This window comes from Chryseobacterium bernardetii, assembly GCF_003815975.1.
GTDB lineage: Bacteria > Bacteroidota > Bacteroidia > Flavobacteriales > Weeksellaceae > Chryseobacterium > Chryseobacterium bernardetii.
The window spans coordinates 5,171,612-5,198,525 of record NZ_CP033932.1; the positions used below are offsets into that span (position 1 = coordinate 5,171,612).

Annotated in this window: 31 protein-coding genes; 17 read left to right on the forward strand and 14 right to left on the reverse strand. The window is 34.9% G+C overall.

Annotation, left to right across the window (positions count from 1 at the left end; translation table 11 throughout):
- Window positions 1-74 precede the first annotated feature (74 nt).
- Window positions 75-1,037, reverse strand: a complete 963-nt coding sequence (locus EG339_RS23445) for a hypothetical protein (protein ID WP_123872478.1) — start codon at window positions 1,035-1,037, stop codon at window positions 75-77.
- Between the two features lie 61 nt (window positions 1,038-1,098).
- On the reverse strand, window positions 1,099-2,112 hold the full coding sequence (locus tag EG339_RS23450; protein WP_123872479.1) for a nucleoid-associated protein: 1,014 nt from the start codon (window positions 2,110-2,112) through the stop codon (window positions 1,099-1,101).
- A 423-nt stretch (window positions 2,113-2,535) separates the two neighbouring features.
- Between EG339_RS23450 and EG339_RS24415 the strand changes: the two genes are divergently transcribed.
- From EG339_RS24415 to EG339_RS23490, 10 genes are all read left to right on the forward strand, one after another.
- Window positions 2,536-2,700, forward strand: coding sequence for a hypothetical protein (locus EG339_RS24415; RefSeq protein WP_164465385.1), 165 nt, complete (start codon window positions 2,536-2,538; stop codon window positions 2,698-2,700).
- A gap of 13 nt (window positions 2,701-2,713) precedes the next feature.
- Window positions 2,714-3,070 carry a DUF7674 family protein gene (locus EG339_RS23455; protein WP_123872480.1) on the forward strand — a complete coding sequence of 119 codons (357 nt, stop codon included), beginning with the start codon at window positions 2,714-2,716 and terminating at the stop codon, window positions 3,068-3,070.
- A gap of 82 nt (window positions 3,071-3,152) precedes the next feature.
- Entirely contained in the window at window positions 3,153-3,284 is a 132-nt protein-coding gene (locus tag EG339_RS24685; RefSeq protein ID WP_262706887.1) for a hypothetical protein, read from the forward strand.
- 51 nt (window positions 3,285-3,335) lie between these two features.
- The gene (locus EG339_RS23460) at window positions 3,336-3,731 is read left to right on the forward strand and encodes a DUF7674 family protein (protein WP_123872481.1); all 396 of its coding nucleotides are present in this window, start codon (window positions 3,336-3,338) and stop codon (window positions 3,729-3,731) included.
- 131 nt (window positions 3,732-3,862) lie between these two features.
- Entirely contained in the window at window positions 3,863-4,651 is a 789-nt protein-coding gene (locus EG339_RS23465) for an AraC family transcriptional regulator (protein ID WP_123872482.1), read from the forward strand.
- Between the two features lie 140 nt (window positions 4,652-4,791).
- Entirely contained in the window at window positions 4,792-5,208 is a 417-nt protein-coding gene (locus EG339_RS23470) for a DoxX family membrane protein (RefSeq protein ID WP_123872483.1), read from the forward strand.
- A gap of 22 nt (window positions 5,209-5,230) precedes the next feature.
- Window positions 5,231-5,584 carry a cupin domain-containing protein gene (locus EG339_RS23475; protein ID WP_123872484.1) on the forward strand — a complete coding sequence of 118 codons (354 nt, stop codon included), beginning with the start codon at window positions 5,231-5,233 and terminating at the stop codon, window positions 5,582-5,584.
- A 317-nt stretch (window positions 5,585-5,901) separates the two neighbouring features.
- Complete coding sequence (locus tag EG339_RS23480) at window positions 5,902-6,624, forward strand: ankyrin repeat domain-containing protein (RefSeq protein WP_123872485.1); 723 nt, start codon at window positions 5,902-5,904, stop codon at window positions 6,622-6,624.
- A gap of 144 nt (window positions 6,625-6,768) precedes the next feature.
- Entirely contained in the window at window positions 6,769-7,278 is a 510-nt protein-coding gene (locus tag EG339_RS23485) for a hypothetical protein (protein ID WP_123872486.1), read from the forward strand.
- A 205-nt stretch (window positions 7,279-7,483) separates the two neighbouring features.
- Window positions 7,484-8,515, forward strand: coding sequence for a hypothetical protein (locus EG339_RS23490; RefSeq protein ID WP_123872487.1), 1,032 nt, complete (start codon window positions 7,484-7,486; stop codon window positions 8,513-8,515).
- Between the two features lie 34 nt (window positions 8,516-8,549).
- Here EG339_RS23490 and EG339_RS23495 read toward each other — a convergent pair whose 3' ends face one another.
- Together EG339_RS23495 and EG339_RS23500 are read right to left on the reverse strand one after the other, a co-directional pair.
- On the reverse strand, window positions 8,550-9,029 hold the full coding sequence (locus tag EG339_RS23495; protein ID WP_123872488.1) for a hypothetical protein: 480 nt from the start codon (window positions 9,027-9,029) through the stop codon (window positions 8,550-8,552).
- A 57-nt stretch (window positions 9,030-9,086) separates the two neighbouring features.
- A complete protein-coding gene (locus EG339_RS23500; RefSeq protein ID WP_123872489.1) occupies window positions 9,087-9,731 on the reverse strand; it encodes a hypothetical protein in 645 nt (214 codons plus the stop codon).
- A gap of 214 nt (window positions 9,732-9,945) precedes the next feature.
- Between EG339_RS23500 and EG339_RS23505 the strand changes: the two genes are divergently transcribed.
- Window positions 9,946-10,440 (forward strand): SRPBCC family protein, encoded by a 495-nt coding sequence (locus EG339_RS23505; RefSeq protein WP_228459672.1) that lies wholly within the window; start codon window positions 9,946-9,948, stop codon window positions 10,438-10,440.
- 36 nt (window positions 10,441-10,476) lie between these two features.
- Here EG339_RS23505 and EG339_RS23510 read toward each other — a convergent pair whose 3' ends face one another.
- The gene (locus EG339_RS23510) at window positions 10,477-10,938 is read right to left on the reverse strand and encodes a DUF3291 domain-containing protein (protein ID WP_123872491.1); all 462 of its coding nucleotides are present in this window, start codon (window positions 10,936-10,938) and stop codon (window positions 10,477-10,479) included.
- 93 nt (window positions 10,939-11,031) lie between these two features.
- Here EG339_RS23510 and EG339_RS23515 point away from each other — a divergent pair, with 93 nt between their 5' ends.
- Window positions 11,032-11,394 carry a winged helix-turn-helix transcriptional regulator gene (locus EG339_RS23515; protein ID WP_123872492.1) on the forward strand — a complete coding sequence of 121 codons (363 nt, stop codon included), beginning with the start codon at window positions 11,032-11,034 and terminating at the stop codon, window positions 11,392-11,394.
- Window positions 11,395-11,439: 45 nt separating this feature from the next.
- Here EG339_RS23515 and EG339_RS23520 read toward each other — a convergent pair whose 3' ends face one another.
- A complete protein-coding gene (locus EG339_RS23520) occupies window positions 11,440-11,994 on the reverse strand; it encodes a membrane lipoprotein lipid attachment site-containing protein (protein ID WP_123872493.1) in 555 nt (184 codons plus the stop codon).
- A gap of 217 nt (window positions 11,995-12,211) precedes the next feature.
- Here EG339_RS23520 and EG339_RS23525 point away from each other — a divergent pair, with 217 nt between their 5' ends.
- From EG339_RS23525 to EG339_RS23535, 3 genes are all read left to right on the forward strand, one after another.
- On the forward strand, window positions 12,212-14,167 hold the full coding sequence (locus tag EG339_RS23525) for a TonB-dependent receptor plug domain-containing protein (RefSeq protein ID WP_123872494.1): 1,956 nt from the start codon (window positions 12,212-12,214) through the stop codon (window positions 14,165-14,167).
- 830 nt (window positions 14,168-14,997) lie between these two features.
- Entirely contained in the window at window positions 14,998-15,627 is a 630-nt protein-coding gene (locus EG339_RS24420) for a helix-turn-helix domain-containing protein (protein ID WP_164466481.1), read from the forward strand.
- Between the two features lie 260 nt (window positions 15,628-15,887).
- Complete coding sequence (locus EG339_RS23535; RefSeq protein ID WP_164466482.1) at window positions 15,888-16,640, forward strand: helix-turn-helix domain-containing protein; 753 nt, start codon at window positions 15,888-15,890, stop codon at window positions 16,638-16,640.
- On the opposite strand, the gene EG339_RS23540 is transcribed toward EG339_RS23535, so the two are convergent.
- The 5 genes from EG339_RS23540 to EG339_RS23560 form a co-directional block, all read right to left on the reverse strand.
- Window positions 16,625-16,978: a helix-turn-helix domain-containing protein gene (locus EG339_RS23540; RefSeq protein ID WP_123872497.1), complete on the reverse strand. Its 354-nt coding sequence runs from the start codon at window positions 16,976-16,978 to the stop codon at window positions 16,625-16,627. The genes EG339_RS23535 and EG339_RS23540 overlap by 16 nt on opposite strands.
- Before the next feature lie 73 nt (window positions 16,979-17,051).
- Window positions 17,052-17,507, reverse strand: a complete 456-nt coding sequence (locus tag EG339_RS23545) for a helix-turn-helix domain-containing protein (protein ID WP_123872498.1) — start codon at window positions 17,505-17,507, stop codon at window positions 17,052-17,054.
- Between the two features lie 173 nt (window positions 17,508-17,680).
- Complete coding sequence (locus tag EG339_RS23550; RefSeq protein WP_123872499.1) at window positions 17,681-18,424, reverse strand: hypothetical protein; 744 nt, start codon at window positions 18,422-18,424, stop codon at window positions 17,681-17,683.
- 5 nt (window positions 18,425-18,429) lie between these two features.
- A complete protein-coding gene (locus EG339_RS23555) occupies window positions 18,430-19,245 on the reverse strand; it encodes a hypothetical protein (RefSeq protein WP_123872500.1) in 816 nt (271 codons plus the stop codon).
- Between the two features lie 7 nt (window positions 19,246-19,252).
- Window positions 19,253-20,113, reverse strand: a complete 861-nt coding sequence (locus EG339_RS23560; RefSeq protein WP_228459673.1) for a hypothetical protein — start codon at window positions 20,111-20,113, stop codon at window positions 19,253-19,255.
- Between the two features lie 604 nt (window positions 20,114-20,717).
- On the opposite strand from EG339_RS23560, the gene EG339_RS23565 reads away from it, so the two are divergent.
- Window positions 20,718-21,485: a hypothetical protein gene (locus EG339_RS23565; protein WP_123872501.1), complete on the forward strand. Its 768-nt coding sequence runs from the start codon at window positions 20,718-20,720 to the stop codon at window positions 21,483-21,485.
- Between the two features lie 479 nt (window positions 21,486-21,964).
- Entirely contained in the window at window positions 21,965-22,369 is a 405-nt protein-coding gene (locus EG339_RS23570; protein ID WP_123872502.1) for a helix-turn-helix domain-containing protein, read from the forward strand.
- A 664-nt stretch (window positions 22,370-23,033) separates the two neighbouring features.
- Here the strand turns inward: EG339_RS23570 and EG339_RS23575 are convergent.
- The 3 genes from EG339_RS23575 to EG339_RS23585 form a co-directional block, all read right to left on the reverse strand.
- Window positions 23,034-24,020, reverse strand: a complete 987-nt coding sequence (locus EG339_RS23575) for a hypothetical protein (RefSeq protein ID WP_123872503.1) — start codon at window positions 24,018-24,020, stop codon at window positions 23,034-23,036.
- Window positions 24,021-24,556: 536 nt separating this feature from the next.
- Window positions 24,557-25,291 carry a hypothetical protein gene (locus EG339_RS23580; RefSeq protein WP_123872504.1) on the reverse strand — a complete coding sequence of 245 codons (735 nt, stop codon included), beginning with the start codon at window positions 25,289-25,291 and terminating at the stop codon, window positions 24,557-24,559.
- 536 nt (window positions 25,292-25,827) lie between these two features.
- A complete protein-coding gene (locus EG339_RS23585) occupies window positions 25,828-26,568 on the reverse strand; it encodes a hypothetical protein (RefSeq protein WP_123872505.1) in 741 nt (246 codons plus the stop codon).
- Window positions 26,569-26,914 lie beyond the last annotated feature (346 nt).

Sequence of the window (26,914 nt, forward strand, 5' to 3'; positions counted from 1 at the left end):
GCCTCAATGTTTATTTTCTTAATCAAAAAGTCTTATTCTCCTATCAGAAAATTTTCACTTTTGTAATTTTACCTTTAAAATCCTCGGGGAATCATAATCTTCTTCGGATCATTCTCATCATATATAATTTCTATGGTTCCTTTTTTAGGGACGGAAGACAGATTCAGACGGCTGACAAGTTTCTTATATACAGCAATATGCTCAGTTCCTCTGAAATCTTTAAAGCTTAGCTGAAACATAATCTGGGGCTGATCATTTACTGTAAGCCCCGTCTCATTTACACTGATGATATTAGCTTCAGCATTTCTTCCTGAAAAAAGAATACGTTCTTCTTTTGTATTTTTAAAAAACCTGCCGAAAATCAACTGAAAAACCAATACATAGATAATTGTCATAACACCGCTGAAAATAATCGGGTGCATGAATGTCAGAAACCTCCAGCCAAAATCAAAGGATTCCCGCATATAAAAATAGTAGTATAAGCCAATAACATAAGCAATCAGTAATCCCATAAAAATAATTCTCAACATCATTCCTGATGTGTTGAATCCTACTTTCTGATCACTTAAAATAAAGTAAGGCTCCTTTGAAACCTGAGGATTAAGCAATACTTTGATTTTATTTCCCACATCAAATCTTTTTTCCTGTGGTTTGGAATCATGAAACATCATTTTATGTTCTATCACCGTATTGCTGAGATTGGGAAATGAAAGCATAACCTGAATAAGATTCATGTTCTTTTTAGGAATATACTTGAGGAGTTTATAGTCAATGACTTTGGCTTCCCTTGGAATTCCGTTATGTAAAATGGATTGAATAATACTCTTCTCTTTAAAAGTTGTAATGAAAAGCGTATTAATAAAGAAAATGATCACATATCCCCATATTAATAAAGAAAAACCGAGATACCCATAGCTCACCGCTAATGAATTTCTCGGTTCTGATAACAGTTCCTCATTCAACATATACAATAAAATCGGAAAAGGAGCACAGAAAAAAAAGAAAAAAGCTCCCCAGAAAATAATCAGAAATTTCATAGCTGCTATTTTGTAACCAGCAATAAAGTTATGATATTATTATGGAACCTGAGATTTCTTTTTACACTTCTTTTTCGAAATAAAGTCTGTAGTATTTTCCTTTATCATCTTCACCCATTTCAATTTTCTGACGGTCTCCGTGAATGTAGATATGGAAGTTTTTATCTAATTTGATAATACTTTTAAAATGTCTCTGTGTTTTTTTCACCGCTGCTTCACTTATTGGGAATTCTTCTGCAATATTCACCTGCATGTCCTGTTCGTAATCGGTTTTAAAGTTCACAAAACTTTCAATTACATGCTCGTCTCCCAATACTTCATTGGCAAATTCATCTAATTTGAACTCTTCTTTTTCTTTGAAGAAGTTGATGGATTTATTAAGGAAATCTGCCTGGTCAGCTTTGGAAACCTCGAATTCCTGTGGAAGTTGTTTCGTGATGTAATCTTTGTACACCATCAAAGCTTCCTGCGTGTGGAAATACTCATCATCGCGTTGTTTTACTTTTAAGAAATCTTCGAACCAATAGTACATATCTCCGTTCTTATTGTTGTCAACCACGGAAAGTACATATCCTGTATCTTTATTGTTGTTGTAAATTAAAGCTGCCTTATCAATTTTAGATAAACCGATCCCCTGATCTTTTTCAATATCAAAAGTTTCTTCCGCAGGGTTGATTTTCAGGAATGATTCTCTTTTCTCTGTTTTAAAAATCCCGATCTTATCCACTTTATCCGGACGGTCACTTTCGTCCTCAAAAAGAACAATGAATAGCTCTCCACTCTGAACCCTAGGGTTTTCTGCGGCTTCAAAAAGGTGTTTTGCAATATTCTCAGACTCCCAGATAAACTTAGACTTATCTTCAAAGATTTCAGATACGGCACTGTAAACCGGGTTGTTCACCAGATACGTGTCACTGTAAAAATGAAAAGTTTCTTCTGACTTGAATGATCCTAAAAAGTAATCTTCAAGCATCTCTGCCATTCCTTCCTCCAGCTTCAATTCCTCCTGGGAAAGCGTTAGAGTATCTCCGTTGATCTTATTTCCGACTCTGTGTACTATGATTTTTGAAAACATCTTCTGAATATTTGGACTGCAAAGATATTCATTCTATCCTTTCTATGAAACTGAAAATTAGCATTGATTCTGTTTTGAAATACTTTGATTTTTTTATACCGCAAATCGAAGATTCAACAAAATGAAAAGACCTAAAAGCTTTTATTCTTAAACGCTTTAGTTCACTTTAGAAGTTTAAAATAATACTGCAAAAAAGGGATTTAAGATGAAAATCTTAGATTTTCAAAACTTAAGTGTACTCTCAATAACTTAACCCACAAAGGCCCAAATTTTCCAATTTGATAAATTCCTTATCATTTTGAAATGCTTTTTATTATTTAATCCATTAAAAATAATTACACAAAATACTTATTTTCAACACATTAAATAAATTCCGGTTTCAAAGGTATACCATTGGCATCTTCATTTTCAAAACATAAAAAAATGGACTTGAAAACATTGAACAGAATAGACAAATTAAGAAGATTAAAAAGCAGAGGGCCACAAACACCTAAATGGCTGAAACCTTATCATCTTCTTTTTATCGCTTTTTTCATCATTCTCATGTTTGGAGCTTTTATCAAACTGCTGGAGCAAAACCACATTTAACACAATATATACTATGAACTATTTACAGGCTGTACAGGAAATCAAAGAACTGTTTCCTGACTTTGAAACGGAATTGAATGAAACCCAAAGTCCCAATTCATACAGTGTGATCCGGACTTTCACGGACCGTATTAAAAATATGATCCGCCAGAATGACATTAATCTGCTGTTCACATGCTTACAGAAGATAGACAAAATATACCTTCAGGGGGATACGCTGTTAAAAAATGCCATAGAAAATACTTTTATTTACTCTCTGGACAATTTTACTGCATTTTGCAGCAAAGAATACCGTCAAATGATCTTCAGCCATATTTCTTCTGACCTGAAAAACAGCTATTCGAGACAAATTTACAGCCATGGTATATGAAGCGTTTATTACATTTTTCAACGGTTTCATTACAAAGTGTTTAAATTAAACAAAATTAAAAATAACTCACAATCAATAGATTATGAAAAATAAAATAAGAAGAATTTCCGACTGGAAAACCTGGAAAAACACGACTAACAGACAGAATACAGAGATACTGCTTACCCACATCGCTGTAATTGTAGGTGTATTTATTTTTGCAGCCTGCCTTTAAATTTTGGTATACATTTCGCTGCAATGTAAAGTGTTTGAAAAATTCTTAATTATGATGAAAGTAAAAATGCAAACTATTAATCAAAAAATAGCTGTTGAATACTTAAAATTTTTCTATCCGCCACTTCGCAAAGAGATCACACAATTATCTATCCAGGATAATTTTGCAGGCATTATGCAGGCAACCGTTAATTATCTTAAAGGTCTGCTGAAGGAATCGAAGATTAACATCATTGCCCATCATATCAAACTGATGGACGGGCTTTACAGAAACGGAAACTCCTATGTAAGAACAATGATTGAAAACATCTTTGTAAGATCTTTTGAAAGCTTTAAAAAACATGCTAAGATTGCCCATTGGAAACTTCTTTATCAGTATATGCCGGTAAGTTTCCAGATCATTTATAATGAGCAGCAAAAGCAGGATCAGCTGTATTTTGGTAAATAATTTTTAAAACGTAGAAAACTGCAATTATATCAGTTTTCTACGTTTTTTTATATATCCTTATCGTCTACTTTTTTGTAATTTAGTCTGAAAGTTTAGCCAATCAGATATCAGCAATTATAAATAAGTGGAAAATGATTGAAATAAAGAAATATATTAATCAGGCTGGGCATCCCAAGCCAAGGCGTGTGATAAAATATACATTATTCTGGTGTAATACCGGAACCGCTGAAATTCTGATTGACGAAAATATTTTCCTCCTGAAAAGCGGACAAACCGTTACCATTACTTCGGGGCAGTTTCATCAGCTGATCTCTGTGGAAGGTGAGCTTACAGCCCTTGAATTTACCCTGGATTTTTTCTGTAAAAGTGACAGTGATATTGAACTGATTTTTCACAACGGATTATTCTGCCACTTTGGAATGAATGAAATGATTACCGTTCAGCATCCTGATTTTTTTACCGAAACCCTCAACCTTATTGAAAAGGAAATTCGGGAAAAACCCTATCAGTATCTGATTTCTACCCATTCTCTCGTGGAATTATTACTGGTAGAAATTAACCGCAGTAAAATTGCCAATGGTGATGAAATTTGGAAGCCTGATGCTTTATTTTTAAAGTTCCTGGAAAGTGTCCGAAATCATTTTTCTGAGAATCATCCTGTATCTTATCATGCAGATTCTTTGGCAACCACTGAAGCTAAACTGAATGAAGTTTCTAAGCTTCATACCAATAAAACAGCTCAAAATGTTATCTACAGCCTTATTGTTTCTGAGGCGAAAAGATTATTGCTTTATGAAAAAATGAGTGTCAAGGAAATTGCTTACCAGCTTGGTTTTAATGATCCTTTTTACTTCTCAAACTTCTTTAAAAAACATACTTCGCTTTCCCCCAAAGACTATCAAAAGTCTGTGAAGAATTAGAGATAACTCTGAATATGAAATTAAGCCCCGTATTCCGAACCTCATCCAAATATTATATGCTTTTCCCGGAATTGTCTATTTTTTAAGGCATCACTTTCGCTGAACTTTGTACCTGTCATTGAGACCTTAAAATTACTCTTATGAAAACAAGACAGGACATCGCCGGATTTTTATTGAGAATAACCCTGGCAGCAGGTTTTTTATCAGCAGTAGCAAGCCGGCTGAATCTCTGGGGAGCACAATCTTCCGGATGGAAAAATTTTGTTCAGTATACTGCTGACGTCAATTCATTTTTACCTGCTTCCTGGGCCCCGGTAATTGCTGTACTATCTACAACTGCTGAATTAATCATTGGCATTTTACTTCTGGTAGGATTTCAGATTCGTAAAACAGCTGTATCCGCATCTGTTCTCACCTTACTCTTTGCTATAGCTATGAGCATTTCTTTCGGGTGTAAAGAACCTCTGGATTATTCTGTTTTGGTATTCAGTGCGGGAGCATTTTTACTGAGTACTTGTCCTCATTATCCATGGTCTTTAGAACAATTGTTACATTAATCATCATTTAAAATTTAATATCATGAGCACTAGCATCAACAACTACATCGTAAAAACAGAACAAAAAGAATGGCAACCTCTCATTGAGAAAGGAATACACTATGAAGGTATTTTTGTAAAATCCTTAAAATTTGATCCGGAACAAAACAGGTCTACCACTATTCTTCTGAAATTTGAGCCGGGAGCCAGCTATCCTTATCACAATCATCCTGCCGGTGAAGAACTTTTCATCCTGGAAGGTGATGCAGTTATTGCAGGTGGAAACCTGAAGAAGGGAGATTATTTGTATACACCGCCCAGCTTCAAACATTCTGTTACCTCAGAAAATGGCTGTATTATTCTGTTTATCGTTCCGGAAGAAGTGGAAATTCTTTAACCGGATAATTCATTTACAATCAAACAACCTGTGGTGGACTTTTTCATCACAGGTTCAGCCTTTTATGTCTCAATAGCTTGCATTTCCACCACAGCAGGCACAGGAGCTTTTATTAAAACCGTTCAGTTTAGAAGTTGAAAATAATCTGTAAAAAAGATCATTTAAAGAAAAAAAATAATTTTCAAGAGGTTGTGCTCTCCAATTGTAAATTATGCGGAAACATTGATTCAGAAATAAAAAATAAAGTCATTATCAGCCATCTTTTTCTCTGTAATCGGTGAAATTAATTAATTTTACACCTTTAAATTTGATCTGGAATGAAAAAGTTCGGAATATCCGTTATCATATGTTTATCTTCATTATTAAGTGCCCAAAACAAGCAGCAGATTGATGCTTTTTATACCGCGATCCGCGAAAATAATTTCCCTTTAGTTAAAAAAATAGTTGACCAGGGATTTCCTATTAAAACCATACTTCCGGGTGAAACAGCACCCGTACTGGCTGCCATCTGGAAAAAGAATATGCCTATGGTAGAATATATGGTGGATAAAGGAGCCGACATCACGACCAACAAAAACCTTGTAGATGCTGCGATTGAATATGGAAGCGGGGAAATTACGTTCTATCTTATCAAAAAAGGAGCCTATGCCAAAAATGCTTTGTACACAGCAATCTTTTATGAAAATTTTGCGATCGCAAAAGAATTATATCTGAACCATCAGCCACAGATCCTTAACCAGGAAGATCCTGGAAAACTTCTGTTATTGGCAGTGAAGAATAAGGATCTGGAATTCATCAAAAAACTTCCGCTAAAAGGAAAAAACCCACCATTGGATTTCTTTGATTATGATGGATATAACGCTTTATTGCTTGCTGTTGAAAAAAATGATACTGAAATTGCAAAATATCTTCTGTCTCAGGGTGCTGATAAAAAGTCTAGAATTACTTTTGAAACCGACAACGGTATGGTTTCCGGAAAAACAGCATTACAAATGGCTAAAGCCAATAAAAATGCAGAACTTATGAAGCTCTTGAAATAAAACAGTTCCCGGTTTCTATTTTAAATCCATATTCATCTAAAGAAGTGATGATATTGCTGAATAATAAATTTCAGGAAAGCAGATCATCTCCAATTTTGTTATCAGGCTAATTATTAAAAAGGGTTCAATCCTATTTTTTAAGCTATGTTTAAACGTCTTATCACCATCATTTCCATACTAGGAATTTTGTATATCCCGCTTCGAATGGTGATAAAATCATATGCACTGGAAAAAATACAAGGAACAGTAAGGGACGTTCATGCCTCTTCCAATAGAATCCCTTATCATACTTTTTCTTTAGAAGAATACCCATGCAGCTTTTATAATAAAGGCAACGGAACTTTAAGCCTGTTGAAAACTCCCCCTAAACAAGGTGAACAATCGGTTTCTCTGATGATACAATCCGAGGACAGATCTCTGCTGAACAGTAATGAGGCTGTTTTTTATTTTGCATTCCATCAAAAAGAAAAATTAATTGATCTCTACTACTCTGTAGTGAGACCAGGAATTTTCACTCACTTTACGTTTTTATTCTTCTATTTCTTAGTTTTACTTCTGAATGTACTGGGAGCTTATCTTTATCCGAAACAGAACGTATTTACTCATTTCATTAAGGGATATCTCTTGCTGATCTTTTTACTTATGTTTTTATAAAAACAATCATAACGGCAGTTTATGCATTGTGTTCAAACCTTCAAAAAATTTTTAGGCTATATTTTATTTTCAATATCCTTTATTTTATTGTATTTTGCCTTTCCTCAAAAAATATTGGAATCAGGATAAAATCCTCCGGCATTCTTTTAATCTTTCCGTTTAAAACCTGCTGCTTTGTCTGATATAAAAACTAAAAACCCATACGATGAAAATAAATATCAAAAAGAAATCTGTTATACTCTGGAGCATCGCCATTATTGCTGTAATTATCTTACCGGATTCCGAAATGTATTATCAGCGATACAGGTTGAGAACTGAAAAACTTCCGGAACAGTATAAATCCTACACAACATTGGACAGCCTCACAGATAATGAGTATGAAGTCATTAAACTATCCACAGGTATTCATGAACCGGTTATTCAGGAAAATGACAGTACGATTGTCATCATTACCAAAAGAGATCATGATTCTGAAAAAAAGGGTTCTGATAATATTTATACATGGTATAAAATAAACCTCAGAGGACAGATAATAGACAGTCTTCAATATCGATATAACACTGAAAACGGGGTTCACAATTATCAGACCTTTAATGATTATATTGTGGATGTAGATCAGAACACTTACAGTAATTGGCTGAAAGACGGTGATACCACTCATTATCCGTATAAAAATATAGATGATACCAAAATATTTTCTGTGGCAGAAACAGAAGCTATTACTGCAGACAGGGACTATATGTATGACGATATTATTCATTCCGGATCACAAGAGAATGAATACAGGTATAAACTAACAGTATTTAAAGATAATGTCTGGAATTATTTTTATGCTGAAAAAGACTGGCACGGCTACCCTGACAATACTCCCAACAAAAAGGCTATTGACTTCAGTAATTCAGGCTATGAGGTAAATAAATCGTCAGGACTGATTCAAAGAGATCATGTGCGGAAAAAAGAGTGGAATGCCCATACATTCTGGAGCTTAAAAAACTTTAGCTGGGGAACAGGAAATGGCTCCGGTAACCGTGGATGGACAGGAACATCCTATTTTTCCATCAAAATGCCGAAAAAGACACTTCATTACAAACAGGATGTTTTCATAGAATATCCGGACAACTATGTAAGAGATCCCTTTTCCTTTTTTGTATACCAGCCCAAAAAAGGAGATTATATGCTGCTCGTTGATGAAGAGCGCCAGCTTTATTATCTTATAAGACCTAAAGTTTCAGAATAATCGCAATGAATATGATTAATCTTATTTGGTGATTCTAAGGCACACTTTCTATTCCCGAAAGCTTAAAGCTTCCTTTTTCATCCTTTAACCAGAAGATAAATTGGGCACCTTCATGACCGTCTCCAACTTCATTTGGGCGATGAGTAGTATACAATACGATATAATCTCTGTCTTTGAATCCTGAATCTGAGCCATCCCACGAAAATTTTGTTTCATTGCGGCCTAATCTGTTAAGTAATTCCTGGTTGAAAATGGTGTTGATATGTTTCTTGTAAAAAATATCTTTCCCCACAAAATAATTTTTTCCCGGTGCATCATCAAAGCAGAGGGAACAATAGACTTTTGGGGTGGTTAACTGATTCAGGGTGACATAATCTTTCTCAGTAATCAGTTGAATCACTTTATGGGTAAACTGTTCTGCTTCAGGCTGCAGTTCTTTGCTATCTTTTTTCTGCCCGTAGCTTGTCAGGCAAAAACCTATTAATAGTAATGACAGATATTGGGTTAATTTCATTTTTAATATTGATTGATTGGTTGTTCTTAATTTTCAGGTTAATGATAATACTGTTGTTTAGCAGGGAAACCACCACCAGATTGAATGGATCAGGTTGTTTTTAAAGTATATATTAATGTGGCCGTCAGAAATACCCTCTTTATCTTCTCTTAACCTGATAACCGGAAGTTTTCCTTCCCCCGGACGTTCCAGTTGATCTATATTCTTTACCGAATTAGGAAAGATCTTCCTGACATCATCCAATGTAGTTTTGGCATCTATTCTCTTTCCTTTATACAGGATATAATTCCCGTTCATAAACCTGAATTCATTAACACCTACTTTCTCTTTACTGTTTTCAAAAGAAGACCCGTTTTTATACAAATATCTATCTTCCGGAGTTCCTTCTTCAAAAATATAGGCACAAGGCTCCTCATCAGCCATCAGCCTGATACTGTCCGGCTTTCCGAAAACCTTTTCAAAATCTTTAAGGTCAAAGATCCTTTCTGTCTTTCCGTTGAAACGTATATCTTCTGCCAGCATAACATCATCCTGCCCGTCTTTTACATCCTCTGAAATCTGTTTTGAATGATGTACCGCTGAATCTGTTTCCTTTTTACTTTCCTTCATTTCGGTTGTAGCGGATACAATCTGTTTCTCCTCTTTTTCCTTATTGCAGGACTGCAGTAAAATGATAATGAATACAATAGAAAAATACCTCATACATTAATTTTGCTTACATCGTGTACAAATATCCGGCTCAAAAGCTATATGCACGCTTTTTTACCAAAATGATTTTATCAGAGCTAATGTACAAAAAACTGTTTATTAGGATACTATTAGCTGTAATTTCATTTTCTTTCGCTTTATGATTTATTTTTATTTTGTATTTTTAGTATTCAATTAAAAACCAAACCATTATAACCTATCATTGAATATGCTGAATATTTATCATTCTTTACTGATTGGAGCTTCAAGGGAAAAAGTATATCACGCTATCAGCAGCCAGTCCGGATTATCTGCATGGTGGACGCCGCATACCAAAACCAGTGCTGAAGTAAATAGTATTGCCAGATTCTCCTTTGGCCCTGATTACTTTAAGGAAATGAAAATAGTAAAGCTTACTCCTTTTGAAGAAATTCAATGGCATTGTATTGCTGGTGCCCACGAATGGATAGGAACTGATATCTCTTTTCATCTTGTATCCGGAGACAAGGAAACGCTGCGCAGAATGCATCCGGAAATGGAAGGCCAGATTGAGCAATTGGTATACGACAGCGGTACTTTATTGATCTTTCATCATAAAGGCTGGGATACCTACTCACCTATGTTTGCAGAATGTAATTATACCTGGGGACAGTTTCTGAGAAGCCTGAAATTACTCTGCGAAACAGGAAAAGGCAAACCCTGGCCTCATCAGCACCGTTTATGACCTGTTTTAAACAGATAAAATAGAAAATTTACAATCTTAGTATTCAGTATTTACTCCCGGCTTCTCAAATGCAGTCTGAAAATTGAAGGCATAATCTGATGGTCCGTTCTTCTGAAGATATTCTAATCTTTCCAAAGCTTCTTCTATACTTGGATATTGGCCATCTTTAATCCACCACAGTACATAGTATGCTTTTCCATATTTTTGAAACCACTCTCTTCTTCTCCGTACAAAATCCACATGAAAGGTATTATAAGTAAAGTGTTCTAATGATTCTTTATCCTCCCATACTGAGAGATTAATGATAACCTGCTCATCATTAAACGGGTTAAAGCCGGTAGCGTTATTGTCTTCATCTTTTAATCTCCAGACAAAACCATTACTTTCTTCTGCCAGCTCATTTACGGAGTCAACATGTTCTACAAATTCCTTCATTACCGGATCTTCAATATTCACACCAATCATCCTGGCTACATTAATCTGTGCTAACTGATACATTTTATTATTTATTATTTTATGTCTATTATTGTGTAAAAATAGGTGCTGCAGCATTAGCATAAAATAACTATCAATTTAGATACTATAAAAAAGATGGAAAAACAATGTGAAACTTCTTATGTCAATATTGGTGAAAAGTCTTATCCCTGTGCCGTAAGTTTTGTGATGGACCTTATTGGCGGGAGATGGAAAGGAGTCATTCTATGTCACTTAAAAAATGATGATAAACGGTTCGGAGAACTCAAAAAAGAGCTTTCTTTTATTACGGAGACCACCCTAAGCCTTCAATTGAGGCAGCTGGAAAGAGACGGATTAATCACGAGAACTGTTTTCGGAACAAAGCCTCCTGTAAAAGTTGTTTACAGCTTATCAGATTTAGGAAACTCATTTATTCCCCTGCTGGATAATATCAATGAATGGGGTAAAAATATCCTGAAAAATAAAATAACATCTTAAAAAAATCTGACTTATTCTTTCATTTTTTTAAGATGCTAACCCAGTTTAATATACTTTACTTCCTTTGATAGTAAGCGCATGCTTAGTTTTTATGGAAGGACAGCATCTGCCATCTTCTTCTGTATATTCCAGTTTTTCTACAATGATCTTTCCATTTTTAATGGTATCAAAAGCAAAAAGGTAATCAGGTTCATACCCTGCAATCACTTTTACGGTATGTCCGTCATTTTTGTACAAAGACAGCCCCTGTCCTATCAGGGCATTTCCACCTTTAGGGGCAATATTCCAATAAATGGCTACATCTTCTATTCCATCACCGGTAAAATCTCCAACATGAGGATCTTGAAGATCAATTACCCCGTCATCATAGGTTTTAAGGATATTAGGTAAATAGGCTTCAAATTGTTTTACAGCAAGTTCCACAGCTTCATCTTTAGAAATGCTGTTTTGGGAAGTTTCCGATTCTTTTGAGCTTAGTTCATTTTTCCGGGACAAAGACTGTTCTTTTTGGGGTTCATCTTTTTTCTGCGCTTTATGTTCAGAATTGTTACAACCTGTCAATACCATCAGAAGGCCTATTATGCCAATAATCTTTTTCATATACTCTGTAATTGAATGGCTAAATATACAGCAATATGACACAATCACGACTATTCAGACCTTTATTTATTGTTGAAAAGAAGTACAACAGATTAAAATTTCACTGAAAGGATCCCTGTAGAAAACCAATAAAAGCCAAAATTCAATTTTAAGAAAATTTTAAGTCCTTTTTACAGAATATGCATCTAATAATTTTAATTTTACACAAAATTATCCGATGAAAAAGCTCATCTTGCCAATTGCCCTGGCAAGCGCTGTACCGGCATTTGCCCAACAGAAAACTGATACTGTAAGAACCAGAGAAAACACTATTGAAGAAGTTACTATTGTTGCTTCTACCCGTACTACGGAAAAGGCAGAAAACTCTCCACAAAAAGTGGAAATACTGGGAAAGGAGGAAATGGCTGAGGAAAGCGGGATTAAACCGGCGGGTATCGGAAGCCTTATCGGGGATATCAGCGGGGTTCAGATCCAGCAGAGCAGTCCTGTATCAGGAAACACAAATGTCAGAATTCAGGGACTTGACGGGCGTTATACCCAGGTACTGCGGAACGGAATGCCTCTGTTTGACGGCTTCAGTGGCGGATTAGGCTTACTTAGCATTCCTCCTCTTGATTTACAGCAGGTTGAATTAATTAAAGGGTCTGCCTCTACACTCTATGGCGGCGGAGCCATTGGCGGATTGGTTAATATGATTTCAAGAAAACCCACAGGCAAACAGGAACTGACAGCTCTTGCTAATTATTCTACTCTGGATGAGAAAAATCTGAACTTTTTTGCTTCAAAAAAATACAGTTGGATAGGTTATACTTTCTTTGGGGGAGTTACCCACCAAAATGCACAGGATGTAGATAAAGATGGTTTTTCGGATATCCCACAAATCCGCTCCTTGGTTATTCATCCTAAATTATTCTTTTATCCCTCTGAAAATTCTACTATCAGCCTGGGTTGGAGCGGAAGTTTTGATAAAAACCTGGGAGGGGATATGCAGGTTATTAAAAGTAATACTGACAATATTCACCAATACTTTGAGCAAAATAAACTACAGCGCAATACCTATGAAATCATATATCAGCAAAAACTGAGTGATAATTCTAAAATTGAGTTTAAAAACAGCCTAAGCAACTTCAACAGAAAGTTCAGCAGTAATGATAATTTCCTGAATGCCAAGCAGAACAGTTATTTTTCAGAGCTTACTTATATCAGGCCTATGAAGAATATGAGCTGGGTGCTGGGTGCAGATTTTCAGGGAAGCAAATTTACTCCTCAAAACTTTATGCATTTCCAGGTTCCGGAATTTGAGAATAACAGTTTTGGATTATTTATCCAGAACACGCTGAAACTTAATAAAATGACTGTAGAAACAGGTATTCGTAATGATTTCACCAATAATTACGGCAGTTTCTTTCTTCCAAGTATTGCAGCTATTTATCACTTCGATGAACACTGGGCAGCAAGGGGCGGAATTGGATTAGGATATAAAGTACCGAATGCTCTGGCACCACAAATGGTAGATTATTCCCTGGAAAATATTCAGCCTGTTGATATGAAGACTACACGGGCTGAAAAATCTGTAGGATACAATCTGGAATTCAATTATAAAAAGAAGTTGAATAATGGAGGCGCATTATTTATCAATCAGGCTTTCTTTTTGACCTATATCAATCACCCTGTGATCGGACGTACAGATCAGAACAATCAGGTTTCCTTTATTAATGAGACCTCTCCCGTTGTATCAAAAGGTTTTGACACCTACATCAAAGGAGATATTGATGACTGGGAATTTTACTTAGGGTATACTTTTACTATAGCAAAATATACATTTCTTCAGGATAACCAGTTTATCCCATTGACTCCGAAACACAGATTTGCCATGACGACCATAAAGGAACTTGAAGATGGGTGGAAAATTGGAGTAGAGGCTTCTTTTACAGGCCAACAATACAGAATGGATTATACCCAAACTCCTTCTTACCTGTTTATGGCAGCCATGGTTTCTAAAGAGATAGGAAAACACATTACCCTTGTCCTTAACTGTGAGAACCTTTTAGATTACAGACAAAGCCGCAAAGAATCATTGTATACCGGCAGTATCAGCAATCCTACATTCAATCCTTTATGGGCTCCTATAGACGGAAGAGTGGTTAACCTGTCTTTAAAATGGAAACTGTAATTCATTCAACGGGTACAATATTTATACACCAAACTGTTTCAGATGGTGATCCATGTGTTTGTATACAGCAATTCCCCATTTATTGGTAGAAATACTTCGAAAAAAACGGGTTAGACAGTTATATATAATTTGGTATTAATTAACTCTGTCATTGAAGTAAAATAAAGAATATAAGCCATATTATGGGATTCTTCCTTGGTTAGAAATCGAAGATTCGAAATAGTTAATGATAATGATGTAAATTGTATAGTCTCCAACAATAATACATCAAATTAAATATGTCACTATCATTGAAAAAATCTTACAATCTAACATAATGGTTATGGAGCAACTGTTTAATGCATATACAACTATTAAATTTGCAAAATTATGACCCATACAATAAATAAAATTTGGTTAAAATAAATTATCTTTGTCTAAATTTATTAATAACCGTACCTACTTTAATAAAATAATGCAGCACAATGTTAGCAGCTAAATATGGAATTATTGAAAAGTCTTTTCCATGGTTTATAAAAGTCTTTTCCTTAGCGGTTTTTTTAGATATTATTAATATTATTCTGCAACTGAAATTACCTATTTCCTTACTTTACGGAATTATATTAGTTTTTTCTCTAAAAGAATACAAAATTGTCAAGAGATTATATTTTCTTCATTTTATTCCTTTTCTTTCTTTTTTGATTTTATGGTTGATTATATGCATTATACCGTTTAAAAATAACCATTTTATAGAACCGTGGCTTTTTTTTGATGGTATTCTTAGTTCTGTATATATTTTTTACGCATTCTTCTATCTATATCTTGCCAAATTATATTTATCTGAAAAAGATGTGGAAGAGAGAAATGTTATTTTTCATATCAGAAACCAGATTATCTTTATTACGATCCTGTCAATTGGTAAATTATTGAAATTATTTCACTTCACTATTATCAATTTTAATCTTGATGCCCTTCAGTGTGCTATTAATATTTTTACAATTGTCTTCATGACTATTTATTTTCTGACCATAAGAAATAAGGAAAGCATTATTGTACCACATGATACTCTATCTCATAAAAAAAGCAACCCTAATGTAACGCAGGAAGCGTTTCTGCAATATGAAAAAATAATTGACGGCTTCTTTTCCTCCAGCCAGGAATATATAAAACCGAATTTCTCAATAACAATCCTTTCTGAAAGGACAGGTATACCCAAACATCATTTAAGTTCTTTTTTCAATCATTATCTTGAGCAGAATTTCAATGAATATCTTGCCAAGCACAGAATAGAATATGCAATAGAAATGATGGCAAATAATCATTCTCTCATCAATATGAAAATCGAAACCATAGCCTTTGAATGTGGATATAATTCCACAACCACCTTCAATAAATGGTTCAAGCTATTTAAAAACTGCCTTCCCAATGAATTTATCAGAGAGCTTCGTCTTGCGCAGAAAAACAACAACCATACCTTATGAAATTTTCGTTTTACTTTCAAATTATAGTTATTCTTAGCTGTATAATCTTTCTCATAAAGAATAAAAAAGACGGAAAATTACCTCAACTCAATATTATTTTTAATTTTTTTTACTATTCATTATTCCATAATCTTTACACTTTTATAGCCTATTATCTTTATTATCCTACTGAAGACTTTTTCTTTATTGAAATTGGAGCACCTTTTGGAACTGCATATGGGCTGTTTCTTTATTACGGTGCACTAAAAATAAACAACAAAATGAACATTAATGTAAAAGTTCATTTAATTCCCATATTATTTTGGTTCTTACTGTATATCATTTTCTTTATTACCGGAATCTATAAAAATGTAGGAATCAGAAAAATATACAATGGCTGCCTTTACTTATTTATGGTACTATCATGGCTGTTTTATACCATTAAATTATATATCTTTCTAAACAAATCTGATTACAGTATAAAATCAAAAACTATACTTTCAACAATAACCTATATATTAACCTTTACAGCTTGTGTTTTCATTTCTTATTTGCTGACTGTAAGAAAAAATACAAACGATTTTAAAAGAACTCTGATATACGCCGCTTTTCTTCTATGCATTATTGCAGTGATACGGTTTTATAACTATAAAAAGAAAACGCTCACGAGTGAAGAGCTATCAGAAATTGAAGAACCGGCTGACACAGAGCCAGCCGATGAACAATATCAGATCTTACTGAATATAATGGAATCTGAAAAACCATTTCTCATTCCTAAGCTCACTATGGGTGATTTGTCAAAGGTCAGCAATATACCAGTTACAAAGCTGGCGGAATTGCTTGCCTACAAAAAACATACCTTTGCTACTTTTGTAAACTCCTACAGAATTACCTATGCTATTAATCTTCTTTCCACCACAGACCTTCCTATTGAAGATATAGCTTACAGATGCGGATTTAATTCCCGAAGCACTTTTTATAAACAGTTTATCCGAATAACCGGAAACCATCCTGGTAATTACCGTACTTTATGATCGTGAGAAGAAGAATCTGAAAATAGTTTCTTCCATCGCGAGACTGTATTTCTGCTTAGGTTGAACTGTTTCGCTAGCTGTATATTATTAAGCTCATACTTTTTCTGATGATCAAGTATGGCATTGATGGATTTTTTATCATATGATTTATGCTGCTGATTAAAAGACTTTATTTCCTTATTTCCTATTCCGAAAATAATCTGGTTCAGTTTGATAATATCAATAGGCATCAGCTCTTTTTTGTTCAATATTTTCCTGCAACCTGCTTCCTTTTCAGGATATTTAAGGTCTAATATATCTTTGTATATTTTTTTATAATCAGGTTTGGTTGTATTCATATTCTGTTATTTTCTACTAATTATTTGGTATAATATTGCGATATATCTCATAGCTGTTTAGAATAAATATGTACTAAGGCTTATCATTGTATTTGTGTATCCATTTATACAAAGTGCTTTTAGGAATTCCATATTCCTTCATAATTTCGAATTTTGTTTTTTCCTTATTATTTAATCTCTCCATGATAAAGTCAATAATTTCCTTAGTATATATGTTTTTACGGAAAACAGGTAGTGCGCCGTTCTTTGCTTCTGTATTTTTTTCGGTTGATGATGGTGGGGCATAAAGGATCAGATGCTGACTATATATCCGAAAAAAATCATATTCTAACAGCTTACTCCAGCGCAGAAGCATCTGGCTGTTCATATCCGGTAATAAAAACATTTCCTTTATTTCAAGCTCGGTAACTTTCAGGAAATTGCATGTTCTGACTATATTAATATTTTTCTCACTCCATCTTTCTTCAATCATTTTTCCTATATGAATATCTTTGAACTTATATGTAGTATTGTTATTTATTGTTTCCATGTAAATTTTTATTTTTTTTATTTGCTAATTCATTATAATAAAGTCAGTTTGAATAATTATTTTTTTGTGTATTCTATTAAATACAGGAAAATGACAGAAGCAGGTTTCCCCGCTTCATATCATTGGGTAAACAGTTATCACCTTTGAAATGGCAGCTCTAAAATAGGCACAGATCAATAAGGCTGCAGAACGGATGTCGTCAAAACAGATTGGGACATCTCGGTATTCAGGTAGGATACATTTACTGCTGTTCCTATTCCCAGCGTACCGGAGTTCAGGTTTCTTTTTGTGCATGCCACCTTCACATTATAATTGTTTTTAGGAGGAAGATTGGTAAGGGTAGTGTTCAGATTAAAGATCTTATTCGTACCGTCCGTTCCCAGCAAAACATCTGTTCTTACAGCTTTAAGCCTGTCATCCACAAAGATTCCACAGGCAAAACCTGAGGAAGCATCCCCATTTCCTGTCTTTTGAGCGGTAGTCTGAAACGTGAACACCACTTTATTGGTTAGGCTGGTAATGGAAAATGTATCTCCTGTTCCCTGAAGAACAGTCCATGCACTGGTTATAGCAGCATTTTCAGCATAAGGTAATGTAGATCCGTTACCTCCGCTAAAGATCACTCCAGCCTGGTCTGAAACTGTATTGATGGAATAAAGGGACATACTTCCCTGCCCGTCCGCAATTTTTATATTTTTCCAGTCATTAACATTCAGATCAGCATTATTATGAAAAATAGTTCCGGCAGCTCCGGTAGTTCCTTTCAATACATCTGTTCCTCCTACTCTTATTTCCTTTCTCACATTAAGATCGCTGTTAACATCCAGCATATTTACAGGAGCAGTGGTATTGATTCCAACCTGAGAATGGCACAGGAAAACAGAAAAAAGCGAAGTTATATACAATATTTTCTTCATAGAAATTAATTGATTATTGGGTTAAAAACTTGTGGCACCTCGTAAACATCTACTTTCAGTGATGATTGCGAAATGAAATCATTGATATTGGTATCTGCATTAATTCCAATGGCCAGTGTAATTCCACTGGTGGTATTATAGGATTTCAGTCTTGAACATGCTACACTTACCGTATGGGTACCTTTAGAAAGATTTTGCGCCATTCCTATCTGATTGTGCGTAATGAAAGTGCTTGATGCGCTGCTTGCTTTTATATTCCTCTGTCTCAGATTCACCAGTTTATCATCTACAAAAATTGCACATCCGTAATCAATTGAGATATCTGTACTGCCGTTGGCGGGAAAATTAGCCTGAACCACTGTTTCAAACTGAAAATAGGTCTTGCTTTCTGTACTGTATACATTGAAGGTCTGAGAAAGCCCTGATATTTTTTTAAAACCGTTAAAGCTGCTGTAGCTGCTGTTTTTTGTAAACGCTGCAGATCTTGAGACAATATTAGGTTCCTCAGCACTGGTAAATTTAACCCCCATCCTGTCAGAAAAAGAGTTATTGTAAATTAAATAAAATTTATTGGGTTCGTATTCCGGAATCCGTAATGTCTTCCATGCCGGAGGATAGCCCTCTCCCTGTGAAACCAAAACCTGGTCATGGGTACCTTCTGACAGTTTATTATCCATAACATTAAATACAGCAATTTTTCCCCTCAGGTCAAGATCTCCGTTCACATCAAGCCCAGCCTTAGGTTCCGGGGTATTTATTCCTATTTGAGCAGACAATGGAAGCCCTGCTGTGATCAGCAAAGTCAATATTATTCTTTTCATACTAAATCTAGTTGGTTTTATAGGTTACATATTCAATAACATCTATTTTGAGGATAGATTCCAGAGTGAAGGCGTTGGAAGCCGTATTGGTATCGGAGACATTGCGCCCTATAGCAAACTGGTTATTGGTATTGGAGGTTCCCATCTTTCTGCATGCAACCTCAACTTTCTGTACACCTACCGGAATATTCTGCTCCGTATAATTGAGCGTAAAGATATAGTCCTGGATTCCCTGCTTTTCGGAATTGTTGTTAGAGGAAATCTTGTCCTGGCGTACTGCCACCAGTTGGCCGTTCCTGAAAACCCCACAGGTAAAACTTACATTCTGAGAAGCAGCAGCAGTAGAAGCTTTCATCTCTACACCGGTCTGAAACTGATAAGTAAGTCGGTTCTTTCCGTTTTTAATGATAAGGTTATTTTCAAGCCCGGTTATTTTATTCCATTTTCCTTTACTGATATCGGTAATATAATCTCCAACAGTATTCTTATAGACATTATCACCGGCCACTCCGTCAGAAAGTGCAGTAATTCCTGACTGATCTGATGATAAATATGAATTGATTAATTTGTACTGTCCCTCTCCCATAAAGGAAACATTTAACGATTTCCACACAGGAGGTAATCCCTCTCCCTGGGAAACCAATACCTGGCCATTTAGTCCGGGATCTCCCACCTGAGCAGAAGTTCCTCCCACTCTAAGCTCTTTTCTAAGAGTAGTCTTCCCATTCACGTCAAGTATAGAATTAGGGGAACTGGTACCTATTCCCACCTGTCCCTGCAGACCAACCGCCCCTAAAGTAAAAGCGCAGCTAAATAATAATGTTTTTTTCCTGATCTTAAATCTTAAGACCATATTTTTTAAAATCATCCTTGTATTTATTTTTTTCTTCCTGGTTGTATGAGCATTCACGTTAACCTGAGTCAGTTCACAGTCATTATAGTTTGAATGGCTATGGAGGGGATTTTAAATAGACAATATGTTTCATACCCTACTGATTTTGTTGATTATACAGTGCGCAAATCTACAAACACCACCAGGAAAAGATGTCTACATTTTTTTTTTTGGTGATGAAAAAAAATAATATACAAGCCTTACAGGGTTCCTTTGGCTACAAAAGGCAGAAGGATGATATCATATACCTGGCTTATGAGAAGTTTAAAGATATCTTACAAGCATCTCAAATATCATGTACCGTTTTCCGGAAAACGGTACATGAATAACAACCCCCCCCTAGGAATAATGTATATCTTTACATAAAAGATTACGATAGATGTAAGAGTTTCTTGTAAAGACAATGTTTAAGTTAAAAAACAAAATGAGAAAACTTCATATTTCATTCTGTTTCTAGTCAACATTATTTTTTTCGTGATATTCATCTAAATATGTACAATAGTTAACATTCTCACCTATAAAGCAGAAATGCAAGATTATATCAAAGGAATTTTAATAATATATAACTCATTTAAAAGATATGAATAAAAAGATACTATTTATTTTGTTTGTTTATTTATTAGGATATGCCAAATTCAATGCGCAGATAGGGGTTAACACTTCTAACCCTCAAGGAATATTTCATATTGACGGAGCTAAAGACAATGCGATAACCGGGGCTCCTACTCCAGGACAGCAGTCAAATGATGTCACCGTAAGCCCGTCTGGCAATGTGGGAATCGGAACAGTAACCCCATCTGCAAAGCTAGAAGTTATCAGCTCTGTTCCCTCGGGGGCGATCAGAATTATTGACAGTTCCGAAGGGGCCGGAAAAATGCTTATTTCTGATGCTAATGGTGCTGGAACCTGGTCTACCGCTCCTGCTGCTACTAAGGCCTTTGTAACAGCTACAACCGCATCAGCAGTAACAACTTCAGGTATACAGGGGACTATTTCTTATATGTCTAATTTAAGAATTGCTTTTCCCATTTCAGGATATTACAGTTTAAGTATAAATCCCCATGTAACAGATGCCGGAACAGCACGGGATTCAAACGGCTATGTTGGTGGTCTTTACTTACGTAATACCGCAACTCTTGCTACTATACATATAGGAGTGGTCAATATTCCGCCAGGCTGGCCTTACGGGAACTATGGATTCAGATTTTCATCCTATGCTTTTCAGTATATCCCATCCGGAACTTACGAGTTGGGAGTAACTACGCTTTCCAATGCAACTTTTCAACAAACGACCTATCTATACACCCCGCTAGTGGGTGATGTACTTGGAATTTTACTGGCTCATTAAGAAAGGTTATTGACATATCTGCCATCTATACCTATTTCAGGTCAATGGATGCCATTAAGCCAAAGCAGAAGATTTTTTGCTTTGGCTTTTTGTCTGATAGGCCTTCGTTATATTGAGACTTACTTGGTATCCCGAATAAGGAAGATAATGAATGGAAAATAAAATCTCAATTTCATTGTAAACTTTAATAGATCTTACTACTGTTTCTACCAAATGAATTTCTATATCTATATAGCTAACTCAAAATATTTAATCATGCTATAAATTTTTGAAATTGTAAGATCATGTCCAACTTTTTATATAGCTGAACACTATTCAAAAAAACGGCAAAGCAGGATCAGATATTTTAAAAATTCATTCAGCGTTGTATAGACTTATTTGTCACCATTCAACATTATTCTGGTCATCAAAAAAAAAAGAGAGACATACTGTAACCCACTAAATGCAGTACTTGCATTAAATATAAAAACTGATACCGTATGATGACCAATAGTACAGAACAAAAGCTTCTTGTTAAACTTCAGGAATTTGAAAAATCCGGACTTTATCTGCAAAACTGTTTTTCTTTATCATCCTTGGTAGTACATTGCGAAACCAATAGTAAATATCTTTCTCATATAATAAAAAAATACAGGGGTAAAGATTTTAATAATTACATTAATGAACTGAGAATAAATTACATTTTGGAAAAGCTTGGAAAATATCCGCAATACAGAAATTATAAAATGGCTACATTAGCCGCAGAAGCTGGTTTTTCGTCTCCAAATAAGTTTGCAATGGTTTTTAAAAAACACACTTCAATTTCACCTTCACTTTTTGTAAAACATTTGGCAGACAAGCATACTGAATCTTTAATGAGGCAAGAAGTATGCGACGATATATGAACATCACATAATAAACACGGGAAATAAAAGATATTTTGATATGCTCTGATAAAAAACAGAAGTAGCCCCATTTTCCCTAAGAAAAAATTTGATACATCGCATTTTTCATAGAACGAAGTTGTTTAAACTTTACAGCCCTACAAAATCTTTTATTTTAAAACACTTGAGTCTACTTAAGCAAGTTTACAATGGCTGCGGGGAAAAGTTTATCTAAGATAGAAAATCAAAGATTTTCTGAAGACTAAAGTGTTCTTCCGTACAGTGAAATGATCGCTTATAAATTCTAAAGTGTTAAAACTTTCAGCGGTAAAATAAAAAATTATGTAAGTCTGGAATTAAAAACGTAAATAGTTAAACCTTTTGTGGGTAAAAATAATCAATATAAAAGTTTTCACAGGCTCAACATAATTATTTGATAGAAAAAAAATTAATTGAGTATCAAAATTTAAAAAGCAAGTAACTTTAGTAAACAGCAAACAGTTTTACAGGCATTACATTTACGGAAAAGGAGGCCGAAAAGGCCTCCTGCTCTTATTTTCGCTACTATGGCCGAAAAGCATTCTGTTAATTTATTTAGAATCTGTTACTTAGCACAAATACTTAATACCAAACTCTTATATGGATCTCATCAACTATAAATGGATCAGTCAGATAAGTTTTCTTATCATAACTTCGTAATCGCCAAATTACCTAAGAAAATAATATTATTTGTATCACCGTTATACTGAGATTTTATTCTAAGCTTCTCTCCTGCATTCAAATTTCCGGTCCAGAACAGACGGTTTCCATTATCCACATCATTGTAGTGAGCAACGCTAATATCTGTCATAACCCTTGTCCACCCTATTCCTCCGTCAGTACTTTTCTCAACATGCATCATTGTCCAGAAATCTGCAGTTGTTGTGGTACTGGCTGTATGGGCATTTGCGATCTGAAAGTTCAGGGTATAAGTTCCTCCCATGCCGGCGGGTACGGTAAAAATATTATTTACCCAAGAGTTATGGGGATCATAATTTTCTACAGTAAACTGTACAAGAGTAGTAGTATTGATGCTGCCTAATATATTTTGATTTCCAGGTACAGAAACACTTATTACCTGCTTGGGAATACCAAGACTGGAAGTTGGTAAAGGCGTCCAACTTGAACCGTTAAAAGCAAGAAGATCCTGAGCTGTAGGAACAGTATCAGAAACAAGGCTGCCCTGAAGACCGACTACTGTTGCTGTATTACTGTTGGTGGCAGCCGCAATATCTCCGTTAAGAGCAGCTCTCTGAAATGAAACCCCGTTAAGAGCAATTGAAGATGATCCCGTATGTTCTACTACAGTGAATTTCAGCCACGTATTTCCATCAAAATAATAATAACCAGGACCGGTAATATTAGCTGTTTTTGCAGAGGGAATAGTTACACCTGAAGAAGCATAAACAATTGTTCCAGCTTGGTCACTGTTATATTGTATATCTGCCAGTTTTATCTGATCTCCTGTAAGACGTGGAGCGATAAGGCCTTCGGCTTTACTGCCGTTAGTTGTTTTAGCGGCTATATCAAAAGTAGCCTTCGGATCTGAACTGTTAACTCCCACCTGCGCAAAAAAAAATGATCCTGAAAATACAAGTAAAACTGCTGTATTTTTCCTTAAGAATAATTCCATTTATCAATTTATTTAATTAGTTACTTTAGTGATTTGTTGGTATGATCTTATCAGAACACACATCCAATCTATTTTTCAAAGCTGCTCAAAAATTTTCCAATATTCTTTGCTGATGAAAACAAAAAAGCTTGAAAAATAAAGAGCTAAGTCTGATTGTATTTAAAATAACTTTTTTTAATAACTAAGGGGCTACCTTTTAGTTTTTAGAATCACATCATTTTGTTGAGATAAACTTACATTCAATTTTTCTGTAAAAAAAACAGTCATATTACCATTTTCCTGAAAATGATACAAACATCAGCTTTGCGAGCCGTTTTTTACTCTAACAGCTTACAGAAACACTTCCATTACGGAATGGTGAATCATATCAATGCATTATATTAATTTAAAAAAATCGTCTCATATATTAGAGACGATTTTCCTGGAATAATAATAAAACTGAATATAAATTAAAAAGAAGCTATCAGCTGCACCTTAAATGTATTGGTATTTATTGAAACGTAATTTCATATCTAAACCGGTATATCCCTGTAACATTAAAATTCCTCAAGAATCATTGATTCCTTTATTCCTGAAACATTAGAAAGCGTACAGGTAAAACGTAAGATAATTCCTGTACCGAGATCATAAACGTGATATACATTATATTCATCAGCTCCTCCTGCAATATTATTATCTAAATTAGTCCATTCATTAGGATTAATATCTTTTACAGTTCTCAGCTGGTATACATTATTATAGGCCCCGACTCCGTTTTCTCCACGGTATTCAATATCCCAGATATTAAAAGTTCTCGTTACTCCATTATTCACTTTAATCTGCCATTGTCCTCCAACGGTTGTTCCGGTATAGCGAAAAGAATATGCTCCGGAACCACTATTAAGAACAAGTTCAGAGTTTGCATTAACCATACGTTGTTTTGTGACAGAAACTCCCGTAAATTCGGTATTCCCTGAAATTACAGTTCCATTGGCATCGGTAGCCAATACAGATGAAGATGGCAACCTGGTAAGCCTAACACCTGAAGAATTGCTGATACCACTGTTTACCTCCAGATTCACAGATGGAAAGGTTGTACCAATCCCCAGACGGCCCTGCTGTGTAACTACAATATCATTAGTCTGCTGTGTTACTGTGGGGATGCCACTTAGATTATTATCTCTCATTCCATCAATATGCAATGCAGCCTGCGGATTTGATGTATTTACCCCAATCTGGGCTTTTATGGAAAGGAACAGATTTAATACTACAAATGTTAGAAGATTTTTCATTTGCTTATGCTAAATGTTTTTTAATAATAAAGCAAAAAGGCTGAGGAAATGAGGGAATTCAGCCTGATTGCATTTAAAATGATTTTTTTTCAATCACTAAGGTTAATACCTTTAAGTTTTCAGAATCATATCACTTTGTTGGGATAAAAGTACATCTAATTTATCTACGAAAAAAACAATTGATTTACCATTTTCAGGAAAACAATATATAAAACATTCGTTACACCTGATTTATAGAACTCTTTAGAAAAATTTAATTTTTTTATGTTAACACAACAATACACCCATAGTACAAATCTGATTTACAATGAATTGAAAATAAATATCAGAATAAAATGAATATAGCAATTATCTCTATATTCTTTGTAAAGACAGCCCAACAGGAAAAGTTTGCTTAAATAAAAATTGCCATAATGCGCTCATTATTTCGGAGTCAATAAAATACATATAATCCAGAATCTGTTAATAAAACTTAATAAGACTTTTATAACGTACTCTCTCCTCTTCAGACAGAAGATTTCAGCAGCAGATCTTTCCTATCTTATTAACTTTACTGCCATTGAAACTCTTTGGGCAATAGCCGCTGGACTGGCAGAAGCATAAGGATTACTCAAAAAAAGAGTTAGAGTATCTCCTGCGTTCAAGGGAAAAAAATTAGTAGTGGAAACCTCAGTTCCCATTGAAACAGAAGGTGAACCATAATGCGGTGTAGCAATATCCAATCCATTATTTCGAATTGACCAGGTTGTTAAATAAGGACTAGCTGTACCTTGTGTCCATCCGCTTACTGTAATTTCATAAAGTCCTGCAACCGGCACCGTTATAGCATCTGCTGTTATATCAATAGTTCCTCCCTGCCCAACCACAGTTCCTGCTGTAAAATCAATCCTGCTTGGTTGTGTGGAAGTACTTCCTCCTCTCAGCAGCCCAAACCAGGACCCTGCCAAAGTATTCCAGGTTCCAACTCCAGAAGCATCACTCATAAGAACTTTATTAGCTCCTTGTGTCCCATCGATAATCTTAATAGCACCGGCTGTAGTTCCATTATTTATTTCAAGTTTATTAGCTGGTATAACAGTACCTATTCCTACATTTCCGTCAGATGTAATGATAACATCATTAGCCTGTTGTATTGAGGTGGGAACTCCAATTATAGCATTATCTTTAGCTCCGTCCACATGGAAAGCATTTTGAGGGTTAGGAGTATTTATCCCAACCTGAGATAGCATAAATAAAGGAATAATAGTGAAACTCAAAGTAATAAATTTATCTCTCATATATCAGTTTTAACTAAAGTAAAAGTACATGAAAAACTAAAATCAGAAAAACAGAAGGAGTATCATTTTCAGGAATATGATACATTTATAGGCTTCATTTCCACCGAAAATCTTTGATCAATTTATGTAGATGCCGGCGCCCAGATACCCTGTGAAAGCTGTTAAATATCCAACTATTTTATATTAATCATATGGCACTTTTCAGCAAAAACTAAAAATATATTGGAACTTGTCTATAAAGATTGCAAAGGCAGGCAAAACCAGCACTTTGCAATCAAGAGTAAAATCATGAGAACCCTATAAAGCAGCTTAAATCATTTTGTACATAAACGTTGAGCCTATTGTC

What these genes read in the sequence shown, in the direction of transcription:
- EG339_RS23445 (WP_123872478.1), bottom strand. Translation starts at nt 1,037, where the DNA reads ATGAAATTTCTGATTATTTTCTGGGGAGCTTTTTTCTTTTTTTTCTGT.
- EG339_RS23450 (WP_123872479.1), bottom strand. Translation starts at nt 2,112, where the DNA reads ATGTTTTCAAAAATCATAGTACACAGAGTCGGAAATAAGATCAACGGA.
- EG339_RS24415 (WP_164465385.1), top strand. Translation starts at nt 2,536, where the DNA reads ATGGACTTGAAAACATTGAACAGAATAGACAAATTAAGAAGATTAAAA.
- EG339_RS23455 (WP_123872480.1), top strand. Translation starts at nt 2,714, where the DNA reads ATGAACTATTTACAGGCTGTACAGGAAATCAAAGAACTGTTTCCTGAC.
- EG339_RS24685 (WP_262706887.1), top strand. Translation starts at nt 3,153, where the DNA reads ATGAAAAATAAAATAAGAAGAATTTCCGACTGGAAAACCTGGAAAAAC.
- EG339_RS23460 (WP_123872481.1), top strand. Translation starts at nt 3,336, where the DNA reads ATGATGAAAGTAAAAATGCAAACTATTAATCAAAAAATAGCTGTTGAA.
- EG339_RS23465 (WP_123872482.1), top strand. Translation starts at nt 3,863, where the DNA reads ATGATTGAAATAAAGAAATATATTAATCAGGCTGGGCATCCCAAGCCA.
- EG339_RS23470 (WP_123872483.1), top strand. Translation starts at nt 4,792, where the DNA reads ATGAAAACAAGACAGGACATCGCCGGATTTTTATTGAGAATAACCCTG.
- EG339_RS23475 (WP_123872484.1), top strand. Translation starts at nt 5,231, where the DNA reads ATGAGCACTAGCATCAACAACTACATCGTAAAAACAGAACAAAAAGAA.
- EG339_RS23480 (WP_123872485.1), top strand. Translation starts at nt 5,902, where the DNA reads ATGAAAAAGTTCGGAATATCCGTTATCATATGTTTATCTTCATTATTA.
- EG339_RS23485 (WP_123872486.1), top strand. Translation starts at nt 6,769, where the DNA reads ATGTTTAAACGTCTTATCACCATCATTTCCATACTAGGAATTTTGTAT.
- EG339_RS23490 (WP_123872487.1), top strand. Translation starts at nt 7,484, where the DNA reads ATGAAAATAAATATCAAAAAGAAATCTGTTATACTCTGGAGCATCGCC.
- EG339_RS23495 (WP_123872488.1), bottom strand. Translation starts at nt 9,029, where the DNA reads ATGAAATTAACCCAATATCTGTCATTACTATTAATAGGTTTTTGCCTG.
- EG339_RS23500 (WP_123872489.1), bottom strand. Translation starts at nt 9,731, where the DNA reads ATGAGGTATTTTTCTATTGTATTCATTATCATTTTACTGCAGTCCTGC.
- EG339_RS23505 (WP_228459672.1), top strand. Translation starts at nt 9,946, where the DNA reads ATGCTGAATATTTATCATTCTTTACTGATTGGAGCTTCAAGGGAAAAA.
- EG339_RS23510 (WP_123872491.1), bottom strand. Translation starts at nt 10,938, where the DNA reads ATGTATCAGTTAGCACAGATTAATGTAGCCAGGATGATTGGTGTGAAT.
- EG339_RS23515 (WP_123872492.1), top strand. Translation starts at nt 11,032, where the DNA reads ATGGAAAAACAATGTGAAACTTCTTATGTCAATATTGGTGAAAAGTCT.
- EG339_RS23520 (WP_123872493.1), bottom strand. Translation starts at nt 11,994, where the DNA reads ATGAAAAAGATTATTGGCATAATAGGCCTTCTGATGGTATTGACAGGT.
- EG339_RS23525 (WP_123872494.1), top strand. Translation starts at nt 12,212, where the DNA reads ATGAAAAAGCTCATCTTGCCAATTGCCCTGGCAAGCGCTGTACCGGCA.
- EG339_RS23535 (WP_164466482.1), top strand. Translation starts at nt 15,888, where the DNA reads ATGAACATTAATGTAAAAGTTCATTTAATTCCCATATTATTTTGGTTC.
- EG339_RS23540 (WP_123872497.1), bottom strand. Translation starts at nt 16,978, where the DNA reads ATGAATACAACCAAACCTGATTATAAAAAAATATACAAAGATATATTA.
- EG339_RS23545 (WP_123872498.1), bottom strand. Translation starts at nt 17,507, where the DNA reads ATGGAAACAATAAATAACAATACTACATATAAGTTCAAAGATATTCAT.
- EG339_RS23550 (WP_123872499.1), bottom strand. Translation starts at nt 18,424, where the DNA reads ATGAAGAAAATATTGTATATAACTTCGCTTTTTTCTGTTTTCCTGTGC.
- EG339_RS23555 (WP_123872500.1), bottom strand. Translation starts at nt 19,245, where the DNA reads ATGAAAAGAATAATATTGACTTTGCTGATCACAGCAGGGCTTCCATTG.
- EG339_RS23560 (WP_228459673.1), bottom strand. Translation starts at nt 20,113, where the DNA reads ATGATTTTAAAAAATATGGTCTTAAGATTTAAGATCAGGAAAAAAACA.
- EG339_RS23565 (WP_123872501.1), top strand. Translation starts at nt 20,718, where the DNA reads ATGAATAAAAAGATACTATTTATTTTGTTTGTTTATTTATTAGGATAT.
- EG339_RS23570 (WP_123872502.1), top strand. Translation starts at nt 21,965, where the DNA reads ATGATGACCAATAGTACAGAACAAAAGCTTCTTGTTAAACTTCAGGAA.
- EG339_RS23575 (WP_123872503.1), bottom strand. Translation starts at nt 24,020, where the DNA reads ATGGAATTATTCTTAAGGAAAAATACAGCAGTTTTACTTGTATTTTCA.
- EG339_RS23580 (WP_123872504.1), bottom strand. Translation starts at nt 25,291, where the DNA reads ATGAAAAATCTTCTAACATTTGTAGTATTAAATCTGTTCCTTTCCATA.
- EG339_RS23585 (WP_123872505.1), bottom strand. Translation starts at nt 26,568, where the DNA reads ATGAGAGATAAATTTATTACTTTGAGTTTCACTATTATTCCTTTATTT.